This is a genomic window from Chitinophaga ginsengisegetis, from assembly GCF_900168065.1.
Taxonomy (GTDB): domain Bacteria; phylum Bacteroidota; class Bacteroidia; order Chitinophagales; family Chitinophagaceae; genus Chitinophaga; species Chitinophaga ginsengisegetis.
Map to the genome: position 1 here is coordinate 634,258 of NZ_FUZZ01000002.1, position 26,192 is coordinate 660,449.

General features: G+C 46.7%; 24 protein-coding genes. 4 read left to right on the forward strand and 20 right to left on the reverse strand.

The features are described from left to right. Positions 1-43: 43 nt before the first annotated feature. The 6 genes from B5Z18_RS16310 to B5Z18_RS16335 all read right to left on the reverse strand — a co-directional run bounded on the left by B5Z18_RS16310 (position 44) and on the right by B5Z18_RS16335 (position 7,142). A complete protein-coding gene (locus tag B5Z18_RS16310; RefSeq protein WP_079470544.1) occupies positions 44-1,579 on the reverse strand; it encodes a flexirubin biosynthesis tyrosine ammonia-lyase FlxA in 1,536 nt (511 codons plus the stop codon). A gap of 144 nt (positions 1,580-1,723) precedes the next feature. Beyond that, a complete protein-coding gene (locus tag B5Z18_RS16315) occupies positions 1,724-3,016 on the reverse strand; it encodes a hemolysin family protein (RefSeq protein ID WP_079470545.1) in 1,293 nt (430 codons plus the stop codon). Positions 3,017-3,039: 23 nt separating this feature from the next. Further along, entirely contained in the window at positions 3,040-3,771 is a 732-nt protein-coding gene (locus tag B5Z18_RS16320) for a ZIP family metal transporter (protein ID WP_079470546.1), read from the reverse strand. Beyond that, complete coding sequence (locus tag B5Z18_RS16325) at positions 3,768-4,346, reverse strand: phosphatase PAP2 family protein (protein ID WP_079470547.1); 579 nt, start codon at positions 4,344-4,346, stop codon at positions 3,768-3,770. Before B5Z18_RS16325 ends, B5Z18_RS16320 begins: the two co-directional genes overlap by 4 nt. Before the next feature lie 2 nt (positions 4,347-4,348). Continuing rightward, the gene (locus tag B5Z18_RS16330) at positions 4,349-5,092 is read right to left on the reverse strand and encodes a class I SAM-dependent methyltransferase (protein WP_079470548.1); all 744 of its coding nucleotides are present in this window, start codon (positions 5,090-5,092) and stop codon (positions 4,349-4,351) included. A gap of 31 nt (positions 5,093-5,123) precedes the next feature. After that, positions 5,124-7,142, reverse strand: a complete 2,019-nt coding sequence (locus tag B5Z18_RS16335; RefSeq protein WP_079470549.1) for an LTA synthase family protein — start codon at positions 7,140-7,142, stop codon at positions 5,124-5,126. 166 nt (positions 7,143-7,308) lie between these two features. Between B5Z18_RS16335 and glmM the strand changes: the two genes are divergently transcribed. After that, positions 7,309-8,691: a phosphoglucosamine mutase gene (glmM, locus tag B5Z18_RS16340; RefSeq protein ID WP_079470550.1), complete on the forward strand. Its 1,383-nt coding sequence runs from the start codon at positions 7,309-7,311 to the stop codon at positions 8,689-8,691. 70 nt (positions 8,692-8,761) lie between these two features. Here glmM and B5Z18_RS16345 read toward each other — a convergent pair whose 3' ends face one another. The 5 genes from B5Z18_RS16345 to B5Z18_RS16365 form a co-directional block, all read right to left on the reverse strand. Further along, on the reverse strand, positions 8,762-9,889 hold the full coding sequence (locus tag B5Z18_RS16345; protein WP_079470551.1) for a cysteine desulfurase family protein: 1,128 nt from the start codon (positions 9,887-9,889) through the stop codon (positions 8,762-8,764). Between the two features lie 194 nt (positions 9,890-10,083). After that, a complete protein-coding gene (locus tag B5Z18_RS16350) occupies positions 10,084-10,815 on the reverse strand; it encodes a LytR/AlgR family response regulator transcription factor (protein ID WP_079470552.1) in 732 nt (243 codons plus the stop codon). Then, on the reverse strand, positions 10,812-12,104 hold the full coding sequence (locus B5Z18_RS16355) for a sensor histidine kinase (protein ID WP_079470553.1): 1,293 nt from the start codon (positions 12,102-12,104) through the stop codon (positions 10,812-10,814). Before B5Z18_RS16355 ends, B5Z18_RS16350 begins: the two co-directional genes overlap by 4 nt. Before the next feature lie 192 nt (positions 12,105-12,296). Next, on the reverse strand, positions 12,297-12,644 hold the full coding sequence (locus B5Z18_RS16360; protein ID WP_159454329.1) for a DUF4907 domain-containing protein: 348 nt from the start codon (positions 12,642-12,644) through the stop codon (positions 12,297-12,299). Further along, positions 12,637-13,635: a Kelch repeat-containing protein gene (locus B5Z18_RS16365; protein ID WP_200817289.1), complete on the reverse strand. Its 999-nt coding sequence runs from the start codon at positions 13,633-13,635 to the stop codon at positions 12,637-12,639. The genes B5Z18_RS16360 and B5Z18_RS16365 overlap by 8 nt, the downstream gene beginning before the upstream one ends. A gap of 247 nt (positions 13,636-13,882) precedes the next feature. On the opposite strand from B5Z18_RS16365, the gene B5Z18_RS16370 reads away from it, so the two are divergent. Next, entirely contained in the window at positions 13,883-15,217 is a 1,335-nt protein-coding gene (locus B5Z18_RS16370; protein ID WP_079470556.1) for a DUF4270 family protein, read from the forward strand. 9 nt (positions 15,218-15,226) lie between these two features. Continuing rightward, a complete protein-coding gene (locus B5Z18_RS16375; protein WP_079470557.1) occupies positions 15,227-16,456 on the forward strand; it encodes a BamG family beta-barrel-assembly machinery protein in 1,230 nt (409 codons plus the stop codon). A 26-nt stretch (positions 16,457-16,482) separates the two neighbouring features. Here the strand turns inward: B5Z18_RS16375 and B5Z18_RS16380 are convergent, their stop codons facing one another. Then, complete coding sequence (locus B5Z18_RS16380; RefSeq protein WP_079470558.1) at positions 16,483-17,853, reverse strand: GH1 family beta-glucosidase; 1,371 nt, start codon at positions 17,851-17,853, stop codon at positions 16,483-16,485. Between the two features lie 189 nt (positions 17,854-18,042). Between B5Z18_RS16380 and B5Z18_RS16385 the strand changes: the two genes are divergently transcribed. Beyond that, on the forward strand, positions 18,043-19,089 hold the full coding sequence (locus B5Z18_RS16385) for a formylglycine-generating enzyme family protein (protein WP_079470559.1): 1,047 nt from the start codon (positions 18,043-18,045) through the stop codon (positions 19,087-19,089). Here B5Z18_RS16385 and B5Z18_RS16390 read toward each other — a convergent pair. The 8 genes from B5Z18_RS16390 to hisF form a co-directional block, all read right to left on the reverse strand. After that, positions 19,072-19,581 carry a DsbA family protein gene (locus B5Z18_RS16390; protein ID WP_079470560.1) on the reverse strand — a complete coding sequence of 170 codons (510 nt, stop codon included), beginning with the start codon at positions 19,579-19,581 and terminating at the stop codon, positions 19,072-19,074. The genes B5Z18_RS16385 and B5Z18_RS16390 overlap by 18 nt on opposite strands. 1 nt (position 19,582) lies before the next feature. Further along, positions 19,583-20,044 (reverse strand): redoxin domain-containing protein, encoded by a 462-nt coding sequence (locus tag B5Z18_RS16395; RefSeq protein WP_079470561.1) that lies wholly within the window; start codon positions 20,042-20,044, stop codon positions 19,583-19,585. A gap of 114 nt (positions 20,045-20,158) precedes the next feature. Beyond that, positions 20,159-21,724: a M56 family metallopeptidase gene (locus B5Z18_RS32995; RefSeq protein ID WP_079470562.1), complete on the reverse strand. Its 1,566-nt coding sequence runs from the start codon at positions 21,722-21,724 to the stop codon at positions 20,159-20,161. A 13-nt stretch (positions 21,725-21,737) separates the two neighbouring features. Further along, positions 21,738-22,097: a BlaI/MecI/CopY family transcriptional regulator gene (locus tag B5Z18_RS16405; protein WP_079470564.1), complete on the reverse strand. Its 360-nt coding sequence runs from the start codon at positions 22,095-22,097 to the stop codon at positions 21,738-21,740. Positions 22,098-22,267: 170 nt separating this feature from the next. Next, positions 22,268-23,407 (reverse strand): AhpC/TSA family protein, encoded by a 1,140-nt coding sequence (locus B5Z18_RS16410; protein ID WP_079470566.1) that lies wholly within the window; start codon positions 23,405-23,407, stop codon positions 22,268-22,270. Between the two features lie 70 nt (positions 23,408-23,477). Beyond that, positions 23,478-24,560 carry an AhpC/TSA family protein gene (locus B5Z18_RS16415; protein ID WP_079470567.1) on the reverse strand — a complete coding sequence of 361 codons (1,083 nt, stop codon included), beginning with the start codon at positions 24,558-24,560 and terminating at the stop codon, positions 23,478-23,480. Positions 24,561-24,808: 248 nt separating this feature from the next. Beyond that, positions 24,809-25,402, reverse strand: a complete 594-nt coding sequence (gene hisIE, locus B5Z18_RS16420) for a bifunctional phosphoribosyl-AMP cyclohydrolase/phosphoribosyl-ATP diphosphatase HisIE (RefSeq protein WP_079470568.1) — start codon at positions 25,400-25,402, stop codon at positions 24,809-24,811. 23 nt (positions 25,403-25,425) lie between these two features. Further along, positions 25,426-26,181 (reverse strand): imidazole glycerol phosphate synthase subunit HisF, encoded by a 756-nt coding sequence (gene hisF / locus B5Z18_RS16425; protein ID WP_079470569.1) that lies wholly within the window; start codon positions 26,179-26,181, stop codon positions 25,426-25,428. Positions 26,182-26,192: the final 11 nt, after the last annotated feature.

Genomic DNA, 26,192 nt, shown 5'->3' on the forward strand with positions numbered 1-26,192 from the left:
ACAAATTACGAATTACGAATGACGGCTAACCACAATTATTTGATCAGAACTGAATCGGCATGTTCTTTATCAGGTACGCTTTAATTTGCTGAAGATCTTTATAGCGCGGGCTGTCCTCAATAAATTTAGGGAAAATTGCTCTCACTTCCTGGTATACTTTGTGAGAGAATCCCGCCAAACGATCCTGGCAATTCAGATAATCCACCGCCTGTAATACTGTCATCACCTGTATAGCCAATACCTGGAAAGTATTCTCTATTACTTTGCTGGTCATGATAGCTGCGTTGGTTCCCATGCTCACAATATCCTGGTTATCGTTGTTGTTCGGAATACTGTGCACATACATCGGGAACGACAAAGTCTGGTTTTCCGCCACGGTGGAGGTTGCCGTAAATTGCACTCCCTGCATTCCAAAATTGAAGCCAAGTTTGCCCAGGTTCATAAACGGCGGGAACTTGTGATTCAGCTTTTCGTTCAGCAGGTAGTTGAGTTGTCTTTCTGCCAGCATCGATAATTTGGTGATGGCTATCTTGATTTTATCCATTTCCAGGGAGACATAATCGCCATGGAAATTTCCGCCGTGGAAAACGTTTTCCAGGTGATGATCCACCACGGGATTATCACTCACGGAATTCAGTTCCTGTACCACCAGCTTTTCTGCCTGTGCAAGGGTATCGTATACAGGACCCAGGATCTGCGGTACGCAGCGCAGGGAATAATACTCCTGTACTTTATCTTTAAAAATTTCTTCTTCCAGTTCTTTATAAAGATGATCAGGGCGATGGCGGACCATTTTGCTGCCCTTGAGGATCTCCCGCATTTTGGCGGCAATCTGCTGCTGGCCTTCATGCTTTTTCACGGCATTCAGTTCGGCCGACAGGTGGTCGTCAAACGCTTCTACTATTTCATTGATCATGGCAGATAATACCACCGACCAGCCCAGCAGTTTCTTTGCTTCAATGAGGTTTACCAGCCCGATGCCCGTCATGGCGGAAGTACCGTTGATAATGGCCAGTCCTTCTCTCACGTGAATGCCTATAGGTTTCAGGTTCAGTTTAGCAAAAACATCTGCCGTAGGCTGATATTTATCTTCATACCATACCTCTCCTTCGCCGATCAGTACCAGCGCCAGATGGGCCAGCTGTACCAGGTCGCCGCTGGCGCCTACGCCACCATGCTCAAACACACACGGATATACGTTTTTATTGATCAGGTCTTTTAAAAGATGTACCACTTCCGGGTGAATACCGGAATGCGCCTGCATAAAGCTGCTCAAACGCGCTATCATCAGGGCTTTCGTATGCAACGGCGACATACAGTTGCCGGCGCCGGAGCTATGGCTGCGGATCAGGTTATACTGCAACTGGAAAGTATCTTCATCGCTGATGCGGTATTGGGCCATCGGACCAAAACCGGTGTTGATACCGTAAATCAGTTTCTTTGCCGAAAATTTTTCGAGGAATAGAAAACTAGCTTCCACCTGCTGCAAAGCCGCTGCTTCCAATGTCAGCTCTTCTCCGCCCAAAAGGACCCTGTACACTTCTTCCAGGGACAGTGCCTTACTTCCTATTGCAACCATTTTATCTTAAATTAAATTATTTGTATATGTAAAAAAGTGCTCAAAATTAGCATAAAGCTAGATTTATCCAAATAAATAACAACCCCACTCAACGAATTACGGGTAATTACGCATGCGGTTATTACTTATCGGGGGGGATCAAGCCTAATCTTCTTCTGTTGTTGTTGTTGGCGGTGTAACCAGTACTTTGTCGATACGATGCGCATCCATGTCCACTATTTCAAAAGTAAAATCTCTCCAGGAGAACTTCTCTCCTGTTTGCGGAATATGTTCCAGGTGATGCAGGATAAACCCTGCCAGCGTATCAAAATCCTGCTCAAACTCGGTCATCCAGTCTTCTTTATCAAATTCTTCCAGGAAATCATAAAACGGGATCTGGGCATCTACCAGCCAGGTACCATCATCCCGGAGCACCATTTCGTAATCATCACTTTCAGCAGTTTCCGGCATATCGCCCACAATCGCTTCCAGGATATCATTCAGCGTGATCATTCCCAGGAAAGTGCCATATTCATCCACAATAAAAGCGGCGTGCAGGTGCGTTTCCTTAAACTTTTCCAGCACCTGGTAAGCGGTATTGTTTTCCGGCACAAATAACGGCTTACGGATAATGTCAGTGATCGGGGTCGACTGTCCCGCTACGGAATACAGGTCCTTGATGGTAATAAGTCCTTTAATACTGTCTATCTGCCCGTCGCACACCGGATATACCGAATGCAGGCTATCCAGGATGGTTTGCCGGTAGGTGGCGGGTTCATCATTGATATCCAGCCAGGTAATATCGTTACGGTAAGTCATGAGCGAGGTAATATTACGGTCGCCCAGGTGGAATACCCTTTCTATGATCTCCTGTTCAGTTTCTTCAATGGCGCCAGAGCTGGTGCCTTCATTAATAATAGCTTTGATCTCTTCTTCCGTAACATGGGGTTCACCGGATTTAAGATTCAATAATTTTATCAGCGCCGCAGAAGACGCGGTTAATAACCAGATAAAGGGAAAGGTAAGCCAGGAAAGCACCTGCATAGGCTTGGCCATAAACTTGGCGATTGCTTCCGGTTTGGCCAGCCCGATACGTTTCGGCACCAGTTCTCCCAATACCATAGAAAAATAAGTGATCACCACTACAATAATAACAGTAGCCACCACACTGCTGTAAGGCTGTATAACCGGAAAGGTGTTAAGCCAGGCCATCACATCTGTTTTGATGTTCTCGCCTGAATAAATACCCGTTAAGATGCCGATCAGGGTAATACCGATTTGCACGGTAGAAAGAAAGGTGTCCGGATTGTTGGCAAGCTTTAAAGCTGCCTTTGCTTTTTCATCCCCTTTATTGGCCTGGTTCTCCAATCGGATCTTCCGGGCCGAGACCAACGCTATCTCCGACATCGAGAAAAGGCCGTTCAATAAAATAAGGATGAGGATAATGACGACTTCCATATATAAAGCCTAAAAATAAAAAATTATTCAAATATCAGGGTTAGAAATGCCAGAAGCAAGCCCAGGGCTATTGCCAGCACTTTTTTCCTGCTGAGTTCATGATGTTTGGTGCCACTTTCGTAAAAGATAGTAGTGGAAATGTGCAGAAATGCACCCACCACCAGCGCTACCACGTATAAGAGGTAATGTTGTATCACTTCAAAACGGCTGCCCAGCCAACCCGCCAGTACAGCGGCCAGCGGCGTTACCAACGCGAAAATGATCAGTATCCTCCAGAGATCCGCCCTTTTCTTGTTGGCATGCATCATCACGGTAATGAGTGTTAATGCCTCCGGGATTTTATGGGCGGCCACACCCGCCATCAGCGAGGGTAATGCCGAATGATCATTGTACTTAAAGCCCAGCGGCAACCCTTCCATGAACGCGTGGATGGAAAGCCCCAGCAAAAGCGGGGTCACCGCAATATGATGGTGATGCGTTTGCGGTATATGGGTATGGCCGTGTTCCATACCATGTGAGAGCTGCTGCAGGAATACCTGCAGGAAAAATCCCAGCACAATATAAACGCCTGCCTGGTGGCCCAGCGCCTCATACACTTCCGGCAGGAGGTGCATAATGATCACCCCAAAAAGAAAAGCCCCGGTAAATGCGAGCAGGTAAATAGAAAAGTTGGCATTGACGCGTTTTACTGTCATGGGAATAATCCCACCAGCAATGGTTGCAGCCAGTATTAGTATCAGATAGTTCCAGTTCATGATGCGAGTTCAGACTCCAGTCTTATGCGGCGTTGAAAAAAACTGCCGCTCAGCAGTCCGATTAAAATACCCAGTACTGCACCTCCCGCTACATCGAGCGGATAGTGCACGCCTACGTATACCTGTGCATAGGCAATAGCAGCCGCCCATACAAAAAATAACCAGGCGTACCGGTGAAATGCCTGTTTTAAAGTTATGAAACAAAATGTAGCCAGGGCAAAATGATTGGCGGCATGATTGGAAGTAAAACTCCCGCTCATAGGACAATACACTACCAATACCCGTGCGTAGTGCGACACCAGCGGATCGCGGCAGGGCCTCACCCTTCCGATCGCGCTTTTCAGATACAGGCTGCTCTGGTCTGCCACGCCAAAGCACAACAGGAAAAATAATATCCAGAAAAGGCCCTTCCAGCCATAGTTAATAGTTACAAACAGCCCCAGGAACAGGTACAACGGCGCCCAAACAAAAGGCTCCCTTAAAAAAGGCAGCACTACATCCAGGAATCCATTATACCATTGACCGTTAATATGAAAAAAGAGCCGGAGATCTTCGCGGAGTATCGATTCAAGCATGGCTATGATTTTGTGGCTATGATGATCAGTCGTGGCGAACGCTGTTCATCATAGCTGTTAAAGTGATAGTCGCCGAATATTTCTGTTATTTTGAGCCCCTGTTTGGCGAACATGGCTTCAAACTCCTGCCTGGTAAAGGCATTCACGCTTTCGGTGTACGTAGCGCGACGCATCTTTTCCTTATCCAGGATACTGATCTGCTTCATAAATTTATGCGCTTTCAGTTCCCGGCGGATATCAAATACTACGTTATCTTTTTCCTTTACTTCATCGTTCACCAGGTGAGCAGCAACATAATTGCTGTTCAGATAATCCAGTACCAGTTTGCCTCCCGGCTTCAGGGCGTTTTTGAGCGTACGCAATGCGTTGTCATTGTCGCGCTGCGATTCAAAATAACCAAAGCTGGTAAAGAAGTTAAACACCACATCGAAGTAGTTTACCCAAAAAGGTAAACGCATGTCGTGCTGAAAAAAGCTGAGGTGATCATTTTCCAGCTTTTTTGCGATATTAATACTTTCGATAGAAAGATCGATCCCGGTTACATAGTAACCTTTATCCGCCAGGTATTTGGCATGCCGTCCCCTTCCACAGGCTACATCCAGCATTTCCGCATCCGGCGCCGGTTGCAGATAAGTGAGTAGCTTATCAATAAATGCCGCGGCTTCCCTGTCATCCCGGTTGTTGTACAACAGATGATAATAAGGAGAATTAAACCAATCTTTAAACCATAGTTTATCTACTTCCATATTTTGTGCAGCTATAGGCAGAAGCTAACAGCTATTTTTTATTATTAAACATCAAATATCGGGTGCTTTCGTAAAAGCCACGTGTTAAATTATCGAGGCTTTTCGCTGTATCCGGCTGCTGGGCACGGATATTCTTCAACGGGTCGCCTTTCAGATCATACAGTGCGGTAGCATCTGTGACCAGGTTGATTTCATACAGGTAACGATCGCCCAATGTAGCATAAAAAGGCATCTGGTTACGCAGGTAAGTCATGAACACATATTTATCGTTCACCCTGGTACTATCAAACAGGTCTACGCCCAATGTATAATTTTTATACGGCATTCCCACCAGTTTCGCTACTGTAGGATATACATCCAGCAAGCTTCCCGGGGTACTCACCTGTTGTGGCGCCAGGTGCTTCGGACTGTACATAAAGGCCGTTACATGCACGCCGCCGGTGGACAATTCATATTCCGGCAACGGCATAAAACTGTATGGATTAAGCACGCAGTTATGATCTCCGAAAAATACAAAAATGGTGTTATCAAGATAGCCATCTTTACGGGCCATATTAATAAGGTGTCCCACGTTATAATCTTCATACCTCAGCGCATTGAACTGGTCTACCGACACAAAGCCCGATTGTTTGAACTTTTTCATGTCCAGGTCTTTCTCCGTCAGCTTTTTAAAATCGCCCGCGCCGCTGGTAGTGGTGTACGGCGGGTGATTATCTGCCAGCTGGAGGAAGGCCACAAAAGGTTTCTTCTTATCATTATCTTCTTTAAAAATACCACTGGCTTCGGTGATCAGGTCATAATCGGAGATGCCCCATACATCGGCCTTCCCGGATTTGTACATGCCCTCTTCATAAATACGCACACCTTCCACGTTGTTGGTAAATACCGCGCGGATATTGGCCCAGTTGGTATTTCCTCCCAGCAGGTACAGTTTATCGTAGCCTTTGAACTGGTCCATCACAATGCGCTGATCCAGCATTTTAGGGTGACGGCTGGCTGTTTTCACCGCAGTAATGTCCGGCAAACCGGTGTGCACGCCAAATACCGTTTTGGCCGTACTGATGGCCGGTACATAAAAATTTTTAAACAGGATGCCGCTGTCTGCCAGGCGTTGCATATTGGGCGTGGCCTGCATGGGATTTCCATACATACTGGTTACTGCCGCACCGGTAGATTCCAGCATTACCAATACTACATTGAGCCGGGGCCTGCTGCTGTCGCCGGCAACGGTACGCACATAGTTGAGGTTATTCACATCGGCGGAATCCACTTTAAGGTAGGCAGCCAGGGACGGGTAATACTTTTTGGTGGCTTCAAGATTATAGGTATCTCCTTTTACGGAGAAATTGGACGCAAAATACAGGATGGGATTGAGTCCCAGGCTGGTTACACCGTTGTCGCGGGTAAACATGGCCTGGCTCCAGCGCAGCGGGAAATAAGCGATGTTTCCATAGATGCCCGCGGCAAACAACAGCACTATCCCTGTTACGAACCCGGTGAAAGGCCATTTACGCAGGTAGATCACCGGCTGGGCAGCAAATTTCTTCCAGGTGCCCTTCTGCAAACGGTATACAAGGAACATGAAAACAAAAATCCCCAACGCGCCTCGTACTACAGGATAGCTTTGCCATACCATCCGGGCATTGTCTGCCCGCTCCCCCTTTGCCAGGAATCTCAATACAGAAGGGTCGAGACGCTGCCCCAGGTAGTCGTAATGACCGAGGTCCAGTATATAAAGAAGGGTAAGTAACAGGTAAATAAGGAAGAAATAGACAAAATTGGTATTACGTATAGCCCTGGACGTAAAAAATTTATTCCGGGTAATCAGCGTTAATAACAATATGGGAATCATGAGATAAAGTGCCAGCCGGAGATCAAATCTTAGTCCCAGGTTCCAGGCTTTGAGTATCGCTGCATGCTCCGTAATGGTTGTTTTAAAGAAGAACAGGTAAAATATAGCCCTGAACATCACCATTAGCAGGAAGAGGTAAAGCGTTTGAACAAACACATAACGAATATACCGGGGTATATTCTTCCACGAGTATTGCATGTAACGTATAGCTGTTTTTTGAAAAGCGTAGCTGCAAATATAGTGAAAAGTGATGGCGGAAAATTGAAAAACAGGAATGATAGCGGTGTATTCGTGGTCATCTTTTCATAATTAGGTTTTCTGGAATGGATTTTTTTATATTTGCCTTCCTTTAAAATTGAATCTTGTGGCACTGATCAAATCGATATCCGGCATACGCGGAACCATAGGCGGTAGGCCCGGCGAGGGACTTTCTCCATTAGATGTGGTAAAATTCACAGCCGCTTATGGCACCTGGCTGAGCCGGCAAACAGACAACCGTAAGGTGGTAATAGGCCGTGATGGCCGTATTTCCGGCGAAATGGTAAAAAACCTGGTAGTATCCACCCTCAACGGGCTTGGGATTGATGTGATAGACCTCGGTTTATCCACCACCCCCACCGTGGAACTGGCGGTAACGATGGAAAATGCCGCAGGCGGTATTATTCTCACTGCCAGCCATAACCCGAGAGAATGGAACGCCCTGAAGCTGCTGAACAGCAAAGGGGAATTCATTTCCGGTGAAGACGGCGCACAGCTGCTGGAAATAGCCGAACAGGAAGACTTTAACTTTGCAGATGTAAACAAGCTCGGCGCCTACACTGCCGACGATTCTTATCTGCAGAAGCATATTGACCTGATCGTGAACTACCCGCTGGTGGATGTGCCTGCCATTAAAGCACGCAACTTTAAAATTGTGGTGGATGCGGTAAATTCTACCGGCGCTTTATTTGTTCCTCCCCTGCTGAAAGCACTGGGCGTGGAAGAAGTAGAAGTGCTGTTTGCGGAAGTAAACGGCAAATTCAGCCACAATCCCGAACCGCTGGCTGAAAACCTGACCGCTCTTTCCAATGAAGTAAATAAATCCAATGCCGACCTCGGTATTGCTGTTGATCCGGATGTAGACCGTTTGTGCTTTGTTTGTGAAGATGGAAGCATGTTCGGGGAAGAATATACCCTGGTGGCAGTAGCGGATTACGTTTTAAGCAAAAGAAAAGGTAATACCGTTTCCAATATGTCTTCCACACAGGCGCTGAAAGACGTAACCCTGAAGCATGGCGGTGAATATACCCCATCAGCGGTAGGTGAAGTGAATGTGGTAAAGAAAATGAAAGATACGAACGCGGTGATCGGCGGAGAAGGCAATGGTGGTATCATTGTTCCCGACCTGCACTACGGCCGTGATGCCCTGATCGGTATCGGGCTGTTCCTGAGCCACCTGGCACACAGCAAAAAAAGCATCAAAGCTTTACGCAACAGCTATCCCGACTATTTCATCTCCAAAAATAAAATAGAGCTGGATAAAGGCGTAGATGTAAAAACTATCTTCGAAAAAATCAAGGTAAAGTATAAAAACCAGCCTTTAAATACCGAAGACGGACTGAAAATAGAGTTCGATAAAGACTGGGTACATCTCCGTACATCCAATACAGAACCTATTATCCGTATCTACGCGGAAAGCCAGAATGAAACTACGGCAGACAATATCGCCAAAAGAATCATGCAGGATATTAAGGAGTTTATGCACTAGTGTGTAAACGGTATATAATAAAAAAGGCAGCTAAGAAATACTTAGCTGCCTTTTTTTATGTTCGGATCAATTACATCAGTTCTTTCAGTCTTTCTACTACCTTATCCACTTCTTCTTTGGTGTTATTTTTACAGAAGGAGAAGCGAACCGCAATTTGGTTAGGATTGCTGTTGATGGCGCGAATAACGTGAGATCCCGCATTGGCGCCGGAAGTACACGCACTGCCGCCGGAAGCGCAGATGCCGTTGATATCCATATTAAACAGGATCATCTCCGTTTTCTCAGACTTGGGGAAAGCCACATTCAGTACGGTGTAAAGGCTACGGCCATACAAATCGCCATTGAAGGCTACTTCAGGAATGTGTTTTTGCAGCTGTTCTGCCATGTACATACGCAGGCCATTGATATGCGCGCTATGCTCTTCATGGTGTATAGTGGCCAGTTCCAGGGCTTTTGCAAAACCGATGATACCATACAGGTTTTCGGTGCCGGCGCGCATGTTGCGTTCCTGGCTGCCTCCCTGGATGAAAGGCGTTATTTTAACATTTTCGTTGATGTACAGGATCCCTACTCCTTTGGGGCCGTGGAACTTATGCCCGGCGCCGGTGATGAAGTGTACCGGGGTATTGCGCAGATCAAACGGGTAGTGACCTACGGTTTGTACCGTGTCTGAATGAAAGATGGCGTCAAACTCCTTGCAGAGGTTCCCTACGGCATGAATATCCAGCAGGTTACCGATTTCATTGTTGGCGTGCATGAGGGATACCAGGCAGCGCTCCCCGGAATTTTGCAGCAGTTCACGCAGGTGGTCCATATCAATATGGCCGGTAGGCAGCACATTCACAAAAGAAAGGGCTACGCCATCGTGGTGATGCAGGTATTCTACGGTGTGCAGGGTAGCATGGTGCTCAATGGGCGAAGAGATAATGTGCTTGCAGCCCAGATCTTTTACCGCGGCATTGATGGCCGTGTTGCTACTTTCTGTACCGCCAGAGGTAAAGAAAATTTCTCCCGGATGTGCATTTAATGTTTTGGCGACTGATTTACGCGCATTTTCGATACCCAGTCTTGATTCCCGTCCGTAAGAATAGATAGAGGAAGGATTACCGAACTTTTCCGTCATAAATGGCAGCATCGCTTCTAATACCGCTGGATCCAGCGATGTGGTAGCTGCATTGTCGAAGTATATTCTTTCCAATGTTTGGTGGTTTTTGATAAAAGAATAAATAATTAATGGTGGTTGGTGGTCTTAAAAGGTAGCGAAGTTCCGAAAATTTTGGGATTTTTGATTTTGGTTTTTTATAAGCGGAAATTTAAAAGGTAGACAACACGCCAAACCAGTTGAAGCGCGTTGTCCACCTTTTAATGTACATCTCCCGTAGGGAAAATATATTATGAATTTCTGTTAATCACGTCATAGAACCGGTCGCGGTACCCATCTGAAATAGGGATCGACTGGTTGGCGATCATCACGGTATTCTTTTCCACGCAGTTGATTTTGTTAAGGGAAACCAGGTACGACCGGTGTACCCGGATAAATTTATCGGCCGGTAAACGGGTTTCAAATGATTTCAGGCTGCGTAGTGTGAGTACCGGCAGGTTTTGTGTATAGATCTTCGTATAGTCTTTCAGTGCTTCGATGAAAAGAATGTCTTCCAGATTGATCTTGATGATCTTGTATTCTGTTTTTATGAAGATGTAGTCATTTACCCATGCGGCATCCATAGGGATGGCGTTGTTGCCGGCGCTTACATTTTTCTGCTGGGTAGCAGACCATGTTTCGCTGGCTTTGGCCGCGGCCTTCAGAAAGCGTTCAAAAGGCACGGGTTTCAGGAGGTAGTCTACCACATCCAGGTTAAAGCCATCCAGGGCATACTCTCCGTAGGCAGTGGTAAACACTACCATTGGTGGGTATTTAAGGGACTTCAGGAACTGGATTCCTGTAATATCAGGCATTTTGATATCGAGGAATACCAGGTCTACCGGTTCATCCTGGATGAAGCGTAACGCGGTGGCCGCGTTTTCGAATTTACCTGCCAGGGTCAGAAAAGGAACCTTACGGATGTAGTCTTCCATGATTTCCAGCGCCAGCGGCTCGTCATCCACTGCAATACACTTTATCATTTTTTCAACGCAATTTTAAGATCAACAATAAATTGGTTCTCGGTTTCCGTGATATCAATCTCATGTTCATGCTCGTAGAGCAATGCCAATCGTTTTAATACGTTGTCCAGGCCAATTCCTCCCCTTTCGGCTACCCGTTCTTTAAAGTGACTGTTCTTAACTGTTAATCTGATCATATTTTCAGTTGTAGCAATATCTATATCTATAAAGGAATCTTCGGTATAACTGATCCCGTGTTTAAAGGCGTTTTCCACAAAAGGCACCAGCAGCATCGGTTCTATTTCTACCCCATCCGCGTTGCCGCTTAACTGGTAATTGATCTCTATATCCTTTGGTAACCGCAAACGTTGTATTTCAATGTAATCATGAAGGTATTTCAGTTCGTGCGACAGCAATACCCGGGCTTCATTGGACTCATAGATCATATAACGCATTATGGTTGACAACTTCAGAATGGCATGTTCTGTTTGCGCCGATTGTTTATGAGCCAGCGAGTAAATAGTATTTAGACAGTTAAAAAGGAAGTGAGGATTAATCTGCGACTTTAAAAATTTTAATTCCGCATTTAATTTTTCCACTTTCAGCTCTTCCCGTTGTTTCTCGCTTTTAAACCATTCCAGGGCAATCTTGATAAATCCGCTCATAAACAACATGAGCAGTGCAAAAAATCCGGACCTCCGCAGCACTTCCGGAAAAAACAGGTACTCCAGGATAGTTGGTGCATCCGGCTCCAACATTGGCACTCCGGGCAGCGGAGGAGCAGCGGCAATACCTGCAACGGCAACACCGGCGGTATCGTTGGTGACCGATTTTCCCTCTGTTACCTGCCTGGCGGGGATAGCCTGCGCGTCTGCCCCCATCAATCTCTCCCTTATCATCATACGACGACGGTGAAACGGTGGAAAGTCGTCGGATGTTACTTCTGATTTGTTAAATTTTCTATCCATGCGTATCGTCATCATCGGATGTGGCCCGCGCGCATAATTCCGGAAGAAATAATAATTTAAAACCGCCTGTTGCGCCGTGATAAAAACGATCAGTAAAACGATGCTGCTGAGATAGATGGCAATCTTTTTCCCGTTAAAAAAACGGGGGATCAGTACATATATATTGAGATAAAAAATACCGATGAGAAACAGGTTATCAATGAGTTCTTTTATAAAGAAACCTGTATGCAGAATCTGGATGCGATAAATAAAAAATGGGAAAAACAGAAAGCACGCCCAGCCAAGGATGTGCAGTGAAATGAGGAAGGGACGACTTTTGATAATCCGTTTAAAATTTAGCATCACTTTGTTTGATGCGATAAACTTACACCAGATAGGGTTAGGCTTGTGTTAAAATTTGTTAATCCGATATAAGGGTTTGTTAAATTTAATAAAGAAATTAAAAACAGCTTAAAAACAGGCATATACAGGCTTTGTCTTTCTCAGTAAAAAAACTGTGAAAGACAAAGCCTGCATACAAAACACATTCACAATCTATTGCGCTTCCGGTATCTGCATGGCTATTAATTCCTGCCGTGATACCGATGGTATTTTATGTTGTGTCAACTTCGTTGCTACCACCTGCCCTACACGCATTGCCTCCTCTCTTGATCTGAACACATGATTACCGGGAATAGCGGGTATCACATCCTGGTAGATATAGGTATGTCCATCTACATTTACCCTGTATCCCCATCCGTTGTTTATCTCAAAGGGCACCACTACTACCGGAACCATATCCGACCCGGGGCCGGGTGTGGTTTGCCGGTAAGATTTCCCCACTACAAAAGCCAGTACGATCACGGCAATACCAGCTACGATAATGATATTACGTTTAGTCATTTTTGTTGTACTCTGCATTTGGATCAAATTCCCATAAATCATCGAGCGACAGGCTGGAACTGGCGCCCAGTCCAACGAAGCCACGGTCTTTCAGGCTAAAGCCAACCGCTCCAGAGCGGGCAGCTCCTTCAAAATCGGTTTTCTGTACCCAGCGGTCAGTACCCGGCGTGTATTCCCATACAGCGGCGGAATAGCCGCCTTTAATACCTGAAACGATATAGCCTTTGCCTTTCATGGAGAAAGCGGCAGCAGAGCTGCCTGCAAAGTTATAGTCATCATCAAAACTATCGTCGTTTACGTTGGCGATCGGGTTGAGGGTAGTCCAGGTAGTTCCGTCGAATGAATAGAAGTCGGTTACATTAGCTGCGTTGGCAGTACCCATGCAAACGTAGGCTTTGTTACCGATCACAAAAGCAGAAGCATCTGTTCTCTTTCCGCTGTTCATACTTTCTACCTGCGTCCACGCTGTAGCATCCGGAGCAGTAGGATCAAATTTCCAGTTATCCTTTAACCAGTTGCCATCATAACCGGTGGTAATAAAACCTTTGTCGTTCAGTGCAAAAGCCACTGCGCCGTAACGGGCCGTTCCTTTAAAGTTGGCTTTTTTGGTCCAGGTTTTGGCAACCGGATCGTATTCGTAAAAGTCGTTCAGCTTATTTAATCCGTCGTAACCGGTACCCACATAACCTTTACCGGCCATTGCCATGCCAACGGCTCCATTCCTCGCTACACCGGGGAATGAGGTTATCTGCGTCCACTGGTTCAGATCCACATCGTATACCCAGAAGTCCTGTAATCTTTCCGTTCCATCATAGCCGGTACCTACGTAGGCTTTATTATCAATTACGAAGGAAGCTGCCGAGCTCCTGGCCACGCCTTCGTATTGAGAGCGCTTCATCCAGTTCCCCACCAGCGTAGTGGTATCTGAACTTTTCGAACAGGCCGCCAGGGAAGCCATCAATAATAAACTATAACCTTTTAAATATCGCATTAGCATGTTCTTTTTACTAGCGCCAAAATTATCCGCAGGAGCATTCCCGCAAACAGGAAATAGCTGTTCCCCTGTTTTTAACGGACGGATACCGTTATTTCATCTACCAGTTGGTTTCTTTCGGCTGAAATGCCTGTTGCTGCGCTATTGGCGGCATAAAGGATATATTTCGTTATTCATCGATGAATTTTGGCCGTTGGCATATTAAAGGAACTGAAAGTATTGATCCTGTCTAAAATTGCGCACCATGAACAATACCATGTATCACTTATTTTTCAGGCGTTCAGCAGGAGGTATACGCAGATACCTCCCCGCACTTTTACTGGTGGCGGCTGTTTCTTCCTGCCAAAAAACCGGGTTTACCTATAATAATGTTGTAGATAATAATCAGAATACGGATTACATCCTGACCGACACGCTCACTGTAAATGTGAAAACCGTGCAGCAGGATTCTGTACCCACTTCCGGGGCTGAAGTATTACTGGCCGGGAAAAGAGTGGACCCGCTGTTTGGCACCGCCACCATACAATCCTATTTCCAGATTGCGCAACCCGCTGCAGTAGAGATCCCGGTGAATGGCTCCGCATACGATTCTATGGTATTGATAATGCGTCCTAACGGCTATATCGCCGGCGACTCCACCATACCACAGGATCTCCAGGTATACCGGGTAACATCTACCATACAAACCGCAAAAAATTTCTACTACCTGTATAACAACAGCAGCTTCTCCACAGAAAGCACGCCGATAGGCAGTTTCAGCGGCATTATCAGGCCGGGTACCGACAAAACCGTTACCCTGCATATGTCCGATCAGCTGGGCGCCCAACTGTTTGGCATGCTGCGCGATAAAAGCCCGGACATCACTGCCAATAATACCTTCCTGGAATTCTTTAAAGGACTGAATGTGAGAGGTGGCCCCAACAGTAAAGCCGTTAGCGGATTTAGCGCAACCGACAGCTCCCTCGTGATGCGGTTATACTATCATGTTAACGAAATCATCACCACTGTTAAATACGTTGATTTTAAAATGCAGGCGTCTAACCTGCAATTCAACCAGGTAGTAGCGGATCATACCGGCACGCCACTGGCGCCGCTTACCGGCAACGTTAAAGAACTTTCCTCTGCCAGCACCGGCAACAGGGTATTCACACAACCTATCACCGGATCGGCTACACGAATAGATATCCCCTATATCAAAAACCTTGTGTACATGGGGCAGTTCTTTAAAATAATGAAAGTATATATGACGCTCAAACCTGTGCTGGGCACTTATACAGATAGCCGCCTGCCACCAAGAATGGCGCTGTGCGAAGTAAATAAACTGAACGATGTAACAGATACCCTTACTTATGGTCAACTGACTGTAGATAAACTGTATGATAAAAACACCAACTACACTTTCGACATTACCAGCTATGTAACAAAAGAACAAACCGTCAGCGACGTCAACTCCCGCGGCCTCCTGCTTACACCAAGTGCTACAGACAGCAGAACAACGCTGGACCGGCTGGTTACAGGTGATCAGAAGAATACTCAAAACCAGCTTAAAATACAGTTATACTATCTGTTGTATAAATAAAGGATACTCATGCGAATAAAAATATATAGCGGATTAATCATACTCCTGTTGTGCACAGCCACTGTAAAAGCACAACGCGGCCTCAATTCCATTTACTCTGCCTATGGCATAGGCGACCTGGAATCGAGGGATTACAGCCGCAATTTCGGGCTGGGAAGCACCGGCATCGGCCGCAGGCATTCCGGTTACCTCAACGAACTGAATCCCGCCTCCTACAGCGCACTGCCTCCGCAAAACTTTATGTTTGACGTGTCGCTGAAAGCACAGCAGATAAATTACAGCGGCAACAATATTTCACAAAGCGCCGGGGATATTAATTTTAAACGGCTCGCACTCGGATTCAAAGCAGCCAAATGGTGGGGCATCGGCGCAGGTATTACACCCTTCAGCAGCATCGATTACAAACTGGAAAACCAACAGTTTGTAACCGGCACAGGCACCCCTGTAACCGCCACCACTACCGGCACCGGTGGATTTAACCGGGCCTATATCTCCAACGGTTTCCAGATCAGCAAAAATTTCTCCGCCGGCGTATCTACCGCCTTCTTATTCGGACCGCTGAATACTACCCAATATATTGGTTCTGACTCCTTACAAACACAACATAACAAATACGGATTCAAACCTAACTTTACAGCAGGCGCACAATATGCAGGAAAAATAGGCAAGGACTGGCAACTCGGACTGGGCGCCACTTACCGCTTCGAAACAACGATGAAGCTCCAGGAAAAACTGAATATTGTTAACCAGGACGGCACTTCGCTATACCAGAAAGATGAAGACCCTTCTTTCTTTACCCTGCCCGCAGAATATGGTGCAGGTTTGAGTCTTACCAACGGTACCATTACCTGGGTAGCAGATTACCGGCACTCGCTGTGGAACTCATTGAATGAAAAAGGCGCTACCTACCGCTACCAGGATGGAGAACGGTATTCTACCGGTGTAGAATATACGATTAAACGGCAGTACTATAACCAGAGCTTTGAAGGAGCCGTGTTACAGGCGGGATTTGCTTATAATAAAACCCCGCTGGTAGTGGGCAGCACACAAATCACTGATATCTCCGGTACATTGGGCGTATCACTCCCCAATAAAAATGGTCAGCTAAGGTATTATGTTGGTCTGGAAGCCGGACAACGCGGCAAAGAAGGCACTGCGCTGGTGAAGGAAACATACGTAAATGCTGTATTTAACTTCAGCTTAAGGGATATCTGGTTCTTTAAACGATTAGCGCAATAGTGGGTAGGAATCGCCTTCGGCGATTCCTACAATTCTTTCTCCGCCGACAACAACTCCCGGAACCAGTAGCCGGAGTCTTTGATCATTCGCTGCTGCGTATCAAAATTTACGTACACAAGGCCAAAGCGGGCGCGGTAGCCTTCTGCCCACTCAAAATTATCGGTAAGGGTCCAGGCGAAATAACCATCTACCGGAATCCCTTCCTTTTTTGCTTTCAGCACCGCTGCAAGATATTCCTGGAAATAGCTGATGCGTGCAGTATCTGCTATCCGGCCATCGGCGCCGGGTATATCCTGGAAGGCGGCTCCCCCTTCGGTAACGATCAGTTTTTTTACACCTTTGTAACCGGCAAACTGGCGGAGAATTTCGTATAACCCGTTGCCGTTAATTTCCCAACCCAGTCCTGTTAACGGCACATTCCTGTACCGGGCCTTCACTTCGGAGATTCTCACCACCGGCATAAAAGTGTTGTACTTTACTACCAGCGGGAAATAATTCTGCACACCAATAAAATCAAAATCAAAGGCCAGCCGGTCCCAGTCGCGCCACAGGGCGTACCGGCGTTCAATACGTTTGAGCAACGGAAAATCCGTTACCGGGTATCCCATTCCCAGCGAAGGTTCCAGGAACAGGCGGTTAAACAGTGCATCTGCACGACGCGCCGCCATCAGGTCGGCGTCGCTGTTGCTATTAGGGATAATCTGTGAGCAGGACAGCGCCGTGCCGATATTGGCGCCGGCAACTTCTTCCCGTAGCACGCGTCCACCTTCCGCCTGTGCCATCACTGCATGATGCACGGCCGGCAAAAACCAGGAGAGCCCAAACTTGCCCGGTGCATGTACACCAAGCATGTAACCCAGGGCCGTAAAGCCGAAAGGCTCATTCATCACAATCCAGTTCTTCACTTTATTCCCGAATTCGCGGGCGCATACCCGTACAAATTCTTCAAAAGCAAAAACAACACCCCGGTGGCTCCAGCCGCCTTTATGCTCCAGCGCCTGGGGCAAATCCCAGTGATAAAGCGTTACATAAGGCTCCAGCCCCAGCTCCAGGCACGCATCTATTACCCGGTGATAAAAGTCGATCCCCGCCGGATTCACCGCACCCGTGCCTTTAGGCATGATGCGCGACCACGACAGTGAAAAACGGAACACGGAAAAGCCCAATAGCTTTGCCAGCAGTATATCCTGTGTATAGCGGTTGTAAAAATCGGTGGCTACCTGTGCGTGACTTTTATCTTTGATCTTTCCTTTACGGCCGGAGAAAGTATCCCAAATAGAGGGTCCTTTGCCATCGGTATTGAAGGCACCTTCATTCTGAAATGCGGAAATAGTAACCCCCCAGAGAAAATCATCCCCGAAATCCTTTCGGGTAAAGGGTATGGCAGTTGTTTGCATATGCAATACCTGTAACCGGGGGCAAATGCCTCCCGAAACAGCATGCAGTTTACAACAGTTTTCGTGGAAATTTAATTATATAATTGTTAACGGGACATTTGCGGCCGGACAGGCGATGGTGAAAATTTCGCAAAAGCTGTTTTAATATATTATTTTTGAAAGCCTACTAAATTGATAGACAAATATTATATGTTTAAGATAAACCTATTGCTTGGCTTTGCATTTCTGAGCGCCTGCGCGGGGAATCCGGGGAAGCAGGAACCAGCTGCTGCCGGAAAGGATTCGCTGAATAAAATGGTACTGGTACCGGCAGGTACTTTTACAATGGGCGCCGACGACTCCACCGGTATGGCAGATGAATATCCTAAACACACCGTGGATATTGCCGGTTTCTGGATGGATGAACATGAAGTAACCAATGCCGAATTTGCACGATTTGTAGCCGCAACAGGATATGTAACTACTGCGGAAAAGCCTATCAGTAAAGAAGAATTGCTGGCCAGCCTGCCGCCCGGAACACCGGAACCCGACAGCGCTGCATTGGCAAGCATGATGATGCCGGGAGCGCTGGTATTCACGCCTCCTGATCATGCGGTTCCTTTCAATGATATTTCCCAGTGGTGGTCTTTTGTGGCAGGTGCTACCTGGCAGCATCCTGAAGGACCAGCCAGCAACATCGATAAGCGGGAAAATGAGCCCGTTACACAGGTGTCGTGGCTGGATGCACAGGCTTACGCCAAATGGGCCGGGAAACGCCTTCCTACGGAGGCAGAATGGGAATATGCAGCACGTGGCGGCCTGTCGGGCAAAATATATCCCTGGGGAACCGAAGCCTTAACCAGCGGCAAGCCCAAAGCCAATACCTGGAATGGTAATTTCCCTTACAATAATACCAAAACAGATGGCTACTACGGTCTCGCCCCGGTGAAATCGTATAGCCCTAACGGTTACCAGTTATACGACATGTCCGGCAATGTGTGGGAATGGTGTGAAGACTGGTACGATGCCAATTATTATATCCAGGGAGAAAAAGGAGTGAAGAATCCGGCGGGACCGGCAGCAGGGTTTGATCCGGACGATCCGGGCCAGGCCAAGCGCGTAATCCGGGGAGGTTCCTTTATGTGCAGTGACGAATATTGCCGGGGATACCGGGTGTCGGCACGCATGAAAAGCACACCTGAATCCGGTTTGGCGAACCTGGGTTTCCGCTGCGTGCGTTCACTTGACCAAAACTGAAGATAGTTCACGGTAGTCGCCGTTATAGCGTTTGCCGTTTACATAAAAAGTAGGCGTGCCGTTTACGCCGCTGCGAACACCGCTTTCAAAGTCGGCCTCCACCCTGCTCAGCAGTTTGGGCGCCTCCATGTCTTCTGTGAATCGCTGCAGATCCAGCCCCACTTCTTTTGCCAGTGTTAACAACAGGGCTTCATTTAATTCGGGCTGACGGTTGTAAATGGCATCATGCATTTCCCAGAAACGGTTCTGTTTAGCGGCGGCTTCTGCTGCCAATGCGGCATCCATCGCATATTCATGGGCTTCAGACAATGGAAAATTGCGGAATACAAACCGGAGCTGGCGGGCAAAACGTTCCTGCAGTTCTTTTACCACGAAAAAAGCCTCCCGGCAGAAAGGGCATTGAAAGTCGCCATATTCAACCAGTTCGATAGTGGCATCGGGCGCACCGAGGACATGGTCCAATGCGTTTACCGGTGGGATCAGTGTAGGCATATCAGTTATTTTTGAGATTTTCCAGGGCTTCCAGGATACCATCTGCGCCCGGGTTTTCGTTCACCGGCGATAAATAGCTCCATTGAATGATGCCGTTGGCATCTATTACAAATAACGCACGTTTGCTTACGCCAAACTTCTCCTCATATACGCCGTAAGCAATGGAAACCGCGCCTTTCGGCTCAAAATCGGAGAGCAGGTCGAAGTGGATCTGGCGGGCGCTGGCAAACGCGTGATGGCACCAGGCGCCATCTACGGAAATACCCAATAGCACAGCATTGTACTTTTCAAAGTAGTGAAGCATTTCATTGTACAGCGTCATCTGATCGCTGCATACGGGACTCCAGTCGGCCGGGTAAAAGGCCAGGATAACATTTTTTCCACGCAGGTCCTTTAAATGTACCTTCCTTTCCGGAGTGGCTTCCAATGTGAAATCAGGAGCAGTTTCGCCTTTCTGTAACATAAGCGGTTGAATTGTTAGTCCTATATAAACAGCTGCCGCGGAATAATGTTGTGCAGAAACAAAAATGCCACGGTGGCGGACCGTGGCTTTTTGTGAGATAGGCTGTTGCCTTTATTACTTTACGATAACGGTATCAGATTCTACCCTTATCACACCCCCTGGATTCACTGTTCCGCCCGGATTGGCTTTGGTGGTGATCACTACTACACCTTCCGGATGCGCTTCCCCTTTGTAAATAGTAGCTTTGCCTCCTTTGTAAACATTTACTTCTTTGATAGAAGAAGCAGGTATGTTGTTAGCTTCTTCCTGGGTAATTTTTTTGCCGTCTACCACCAGTAATACATTAGCCGGAAGCGTTTGAACACCATTACCGTTGGTATTAATACCAGTCTTGAATCCAACCACTTTAACAGCGCTGTGGTCAGTATCCGTTGCCGGTACAACCCTTACATCCTTCTTCATGGTAATCAGGATCACACCGTTCTTTGCCCGGGGACCATAAATTGCAGTAGCTGATTTGTCTTTCAACACGCTGATAGATTCGATATTATCCGGGGAAATGCCTTCCATTGATTCCACTGGATTACCATCTACTATGTAGAGCGGGGCTTTATCCGGATCCACATCCCGAAGCCTGATTACATTCCCTTCCTTTTGCACAGGTGCCAGGGTATCTTTTATTACCCTCGGCGGCGCAGGTGGTGACTGTTTCACTTTGGGTGGCGCAGGTGGCCGCGGTGCTTTGGGCGGCGCGGGCGGAGGTGGTGGCGGTGGTACGGTATCTTTAATGATACTGCTGATAAAAGGATTAACGGAAGGCGCCTTTGTGTAGTTGAGCGACAAAACGGTTCCCCCTACCAGTAGTCCTAATACCAGGTAACGCGCCATTTGATAACGTGATGACTTTTTGCTGTTCATCATGATGATCCTGTTTTTTAGATGTGAGAAATTGAAATTGTTTGCGATGGCCGTCGCATATGGGATCCCACTTACTTTAATTAAATTGTATTGATAGGCGGTTTTATCCACGCCATGCTTTAGCAGGTACCTGTCTGTTATAAACTCCAGGTTTTCACGGATGGCTGTTTTCATGAGCCATGCGCCGGGATTGAACCAGTAAAAAATGTTGTTGAGTTCTCCCAATACCACATCCACACTGTGCCATTGCTGTACATGCACTTTTTCATGACGCAGTATAGCCGGCAGCTCCTCCGGCTGATGCAGCACAGGATTGATATAAATATTCCGGAAGAAAGAAAAAGGATTCACGGGTTGCTGCAGCACCTGTACAGGGATATCGGCTATTTCCCTGCGCTGCGAGCTCCGGTGTATCTTCCATAACGACAATAACTGGAAACAAAAACGTATAGCCATTACAGATACACCTGTCCAGAAGATATACACCAGCAATGTCCAGATGGTAAACACCGGTGCAGGCGCCTGCCAGCCGGCAAGATCCGGCACATAGGTCATCACGTTATCCGCCAGCACCTCATGCCTGTTTACAAACGCATCAATGGGAATTAAGGGAAACAAGGATGAAAAAGCAATACCGGTAAGCAGGAACAACCGGTTCCCGGTATAAAAGGTAAGCCTGCGCAAACCAAAGCGGTAAGCGAGAAAAAATAACGTAAGCGCGATATTTGCCTTTAAGAGGTATATTAAAATAGCAGGTACCATAGCCGTAATTTTATTATTTACCTTTTTCTATCATGTTGATAATTTCCTTTAACTCAGCTGGACTGATCTTTTTCTCTTTGGCGAAAAAAGACACCAGCTCTTTATACGAGTTCTCGAAATAGTCTTTCACAAAGCCATTCATAAACTTCTGTTTATAAGCTGCTTCTTCCATAACAGGCGTGTATTCATATACGTTACCCACCTTCCTGCTTTCCACAAATCCTTTTTTCTCCAGGTTCTTGATGGTGGAAGCTAATGTAGTATATGGGGGCGCCGGAGCGCTGTGCGCTTCCAGGAAGTCTTTCACAAAACCTTTCCCTACTTTCCAGATAGCCAGCATGGCCGTTTCTTCTTGCTGGGTCAGTTTTTCCATAGCAATGAATATTTTTGAATTACGATTCTTTCGTAAATCTACGAAAGTTTCGTAGATAAACAAATATTTTTTCAGAAAGATGATTTCAGCGGGCAGGATTGTTAAAAAAGAAAGAGGTGCAAAGGATGGAACCTTTGCACCTCTTAATATATTTCTCCCGGAGGAAATTATTATTTCAATATCTCTTCCAGCTTGGAGGCCAGTTCATCACCACGCAGGTTTTTGGCTACGATCTTTCCTTTAGGATCGATCAATACATTCTGCGGGATGGCGCGAACGCCGTAAAGGTCTGCTGCTGCATTCTTCCAGCCTTTCAGATCAGATACATGCGTCCAGGTGAGCTTGTCTGCATCAACAGCCGCCAGCCACTTGTCTTTTTTGTCATCCAGGGAAACGCCGAGGATTTCAAAGCCTTTGGATTTGAATTTATCATATGCTTTTACCACGTTAGGGTTTTCTGCACGGCAGGGGCCGCACCAGCTGGCCCAGAAATCAACCAGTACATATTTACCGCGGAAAGACGACAGGCTGATATCTTTACCACTGGCATCTGCCTGGGCAAATTCAATGGCAGGCTGACCAACAGCCGTTTTACGGGCAGATTCGAGACGTTTGGAGAATTCCTTACCGGAAGGTGAATTCTTTGCTTCCTTGCTTAATTTCTTGAACAGCGGTGTAACTTCAGCTGGTTTTATATCATAACCGGCTACCTGGTTTAACAGGAACATCGCAATCGGAGAGTTGGTGTTTTTAGAAAGAAAATCGTTCTCGATCTTTTTCTCTTCTACGTCTAACGCGTCATATTCTGCTTCCAGTTTCTTAATCCCTTCTTCGTCTTTATTCTTTGCCAGTTCGCGGTATTGTTTCTGCAAAGCAGCGCTTTTCTCATTTACATCTTTCAGCAGCTCATTCAGATTTTTATAATCGTCATTTGCTTTAGAACCGGTAACAGTAGCTTTGCTGATAGAATCAGTAGTGCTGATAGTGATAACGCCTTTGTCCAGGAAAACCGCCAGCATATCACGTCCCATCGACATTGGTTTTTCTGTGCCTTTCTGCACCAGCATCAGGCTGGCCAAACCAGCTTCTTCCAGGGTGCCGTTAAAGGTAAATTTACCGTCTTTGATCTGCGCACTATCCATGAAGTTCTCACCGCCCTTACGCATCCGGAGGTAAACAGTAGCAGGATTCTGCTGTTGGGAAACAGTTCCCTGTATAGTATATGGTTTGCCTGCAGCCGCGCCTTTCTTATCCTGGGCAAACATCAGCGCCGGCACTAAAAGGGCAACACCTATAATCGCTTTTTTCATTGGTTTTTGTTTTACGAATAACAAATTTGTAAAATCCGCCGGTCATTAACAACCTGATTTTGATAAGCGGCTATTTTAGCAACTGCTCCAGCTTTGCCTCCAGCTCTTCCCCACGCAGATTGCGGGCAATAATTTTCCCGGCGGGATCTACGAGGAAGTTGGTAGGAATAGACTGAACGCCATACTGCACGGCTACTTCATTGCCCCAGCCACGCAAATCAGATACCTGGGTCCAGGCCAATCCGTCCTGGTCAATAGCCCGCAACCAGCGGTCCCGGTTATCATCCAGCGAAACGCCCAGAATGGTGAAGTTTTTATCCTTGAACCTGTTATAAGCCTTTACTACATTAGGATTCTCCTGGCGGCACGGACCACACCAGCTCGCCCAGAAATCAACCAGTACATACTTGCCACGGAAAGATGATAATTTTACCGGCTTCCCTTTGGTATCCTCCTGCGAAAAATCGTCTGCAGCCACATTCAACACATTCGCTTTCAGACTTTTTACATAGGCGGTTACACTCTGCCCGTACTGGCTTTCCTGCACCGACTTATCCAGTGATTCAAACAATTGCCTGAACTCTTCGGGCTCCAGCCTGCTGCGCAGTTCGTTCATCATCAGCCAGATACTGGCAATACTCTTCGGATGCGAGGTAATAAACTGTTTACCGGTATTCACCACTTCCCGGCTGAAAGTTTCCGCTTTCTTACGGAAGGCATTCTTTCCCGGCTCGTCTTCAGGATTGATCTGTTTTGCTTCCTCATTCAGCTCCTGCGCCTGTTTGATCAATGGCTCAAATGCTTTCTGGTACTCCTGCATCGCCAGCGTATTCTCATTTCCCTTTACGGAAGTAGCAATGGGATAAGTAGCCACAGAAGTAGTAACCTGAACCGGCTCGTTCCCTGTTACAAACAACAACGGGTAATTTACGTCCTGCAATATCAAAGCATACACCGCAGGCTCCTTACCACCTTTCACACGGAAGCTGAACTGCTCATTCTTTATCACTGCCGAATCATCCGGGTTATTATCCTGGTCGTTAAAAAGATAAATGGTTTTGCCGTTGCCTCCCCTCACAATGCCCGACACCTGCTGGGCATTCGCACCTGCGAAAACCAACACCGCAGCGGCTAACAGGAAAATCTGTTTCATTAAGAATTATTTTAATTAGTTAGTGGGGTGTAATATACGAAGAGATTTTTTTATGGAGATGGCTGCCGGCTTCGCCGGCTTTTAAATTGTCTTGCCCAGGATTAAACTGATTAAACTGATTTCGCTGATTTGATTTTGTTCATGAGTGGGCTTATAAGTTAGTTATCAACCCCTAATAAATAAAAATAAAATCAGCGAAATCAGTTTAATCAGTTTAATCCCGGGCAAGACAATTTAAAAACAGATGGTTATTTATGCCGCTGTTTTAACACCGATATAACATCTGACAGCTGGAAACCCTTTGCCTGAAGAAGGATCAGGTAATGGAACAGCAGGTCAGCAGATTCGTTGAGGAACAACTCATCGTTATTGTCTTTGGCTTCAATCACTACTTCTACAGCTTCCTCTCCTACTTTCTGCGCAATTTTGTTGATGCCTTTGGCAAAAAGACTGGCAGTATAAGATTTATCGGAAGGATTGTTTTTCCGGTCGGTAATGATGTTTTCCAGGGTGGAAAGAAAGTTGTTGTCTACATTCTTTTCATCCCAACAGGTATCAGCGCCGGTATGGCATACCGGGCCTACAGGACTGGCTTTAATGAGAATCGTATCCTGGTCGCAATCTACCATCAGGTCTTTTACCATCAGGAAATTACCACTCTCCTCTCCCTTTGTCCACAAACGGTTTTTTGAGCGGCTGAAAAAAGTCACCTTGCCATCCAAAACGGTTTTCTCCAGCGACTCCCGGTTCATATAACCGAGCATCAGCACCTTATTGGTGATGGCGTCCTGTATAATGGCCGGTACCAGGCCATCGGGCGACTTTTGAAAATCTATCTGCATTGTTTACTTGTTTCAGGTATCACTTAAAATCTTACGTTCACTCCTTTGTTATAAAGAAAAGTTTTGAGCGCAGGAATTTCTATTTCTTTATAGTGGAAGATGCTCGCAGCGAGTGCGGCATCTGCCTGTGCGTTTTCAAAAACGTCGGTAAAATGCTCCATCGTACCAGCGCCGCCGGAAGCGATAACAGGTACATTCAGGTGCTGAGCCAGCTGCCCGGTAATATCCAGTGCAAAGCCTTTCTTCGTACCGTCGTTATTCATGGAGGTGAGCAATATTTCACCCGCCCCACGACCCACTGCTTCTTTTGCCCAGTCGAATGCTTTTACATCCGTTTTCACGCGGCCGCCATTCAGGTATACGTACCAGTCGCCGTCCTCAAAGCGGGTATCAATAGCCAGTACAATACACTGACTGCCAAATTCGCGGGCCAGCCTGTCTACCAGCGCCGGATCCTTAAAAGCAGAGGTATTCACCGAAATCTTATCTGCACCGGATTGCAGCAGTACGTAAACATCTTCTACAGAAGAAATACCGCCACCAACAGTAAACGGAATATTCACATGACGGGCTATGTTTGTTACCAGTTCCGCCAGCGTTTTTCTCCGTTCATTCGTTGCCGTTATATCCAGGAACACCAGTTCATCTGCTCCCTGTGAAGCATATAAAGCACCCAGTTCCACGGGATCGCCGGCATCGCGGATATTTTCAAAATTGATGCCCTTCACGGTACGGCCGTCTTTGATATCCAGGCATGGTATGATGCGTTTGGTCAACATGTGCTAATAGT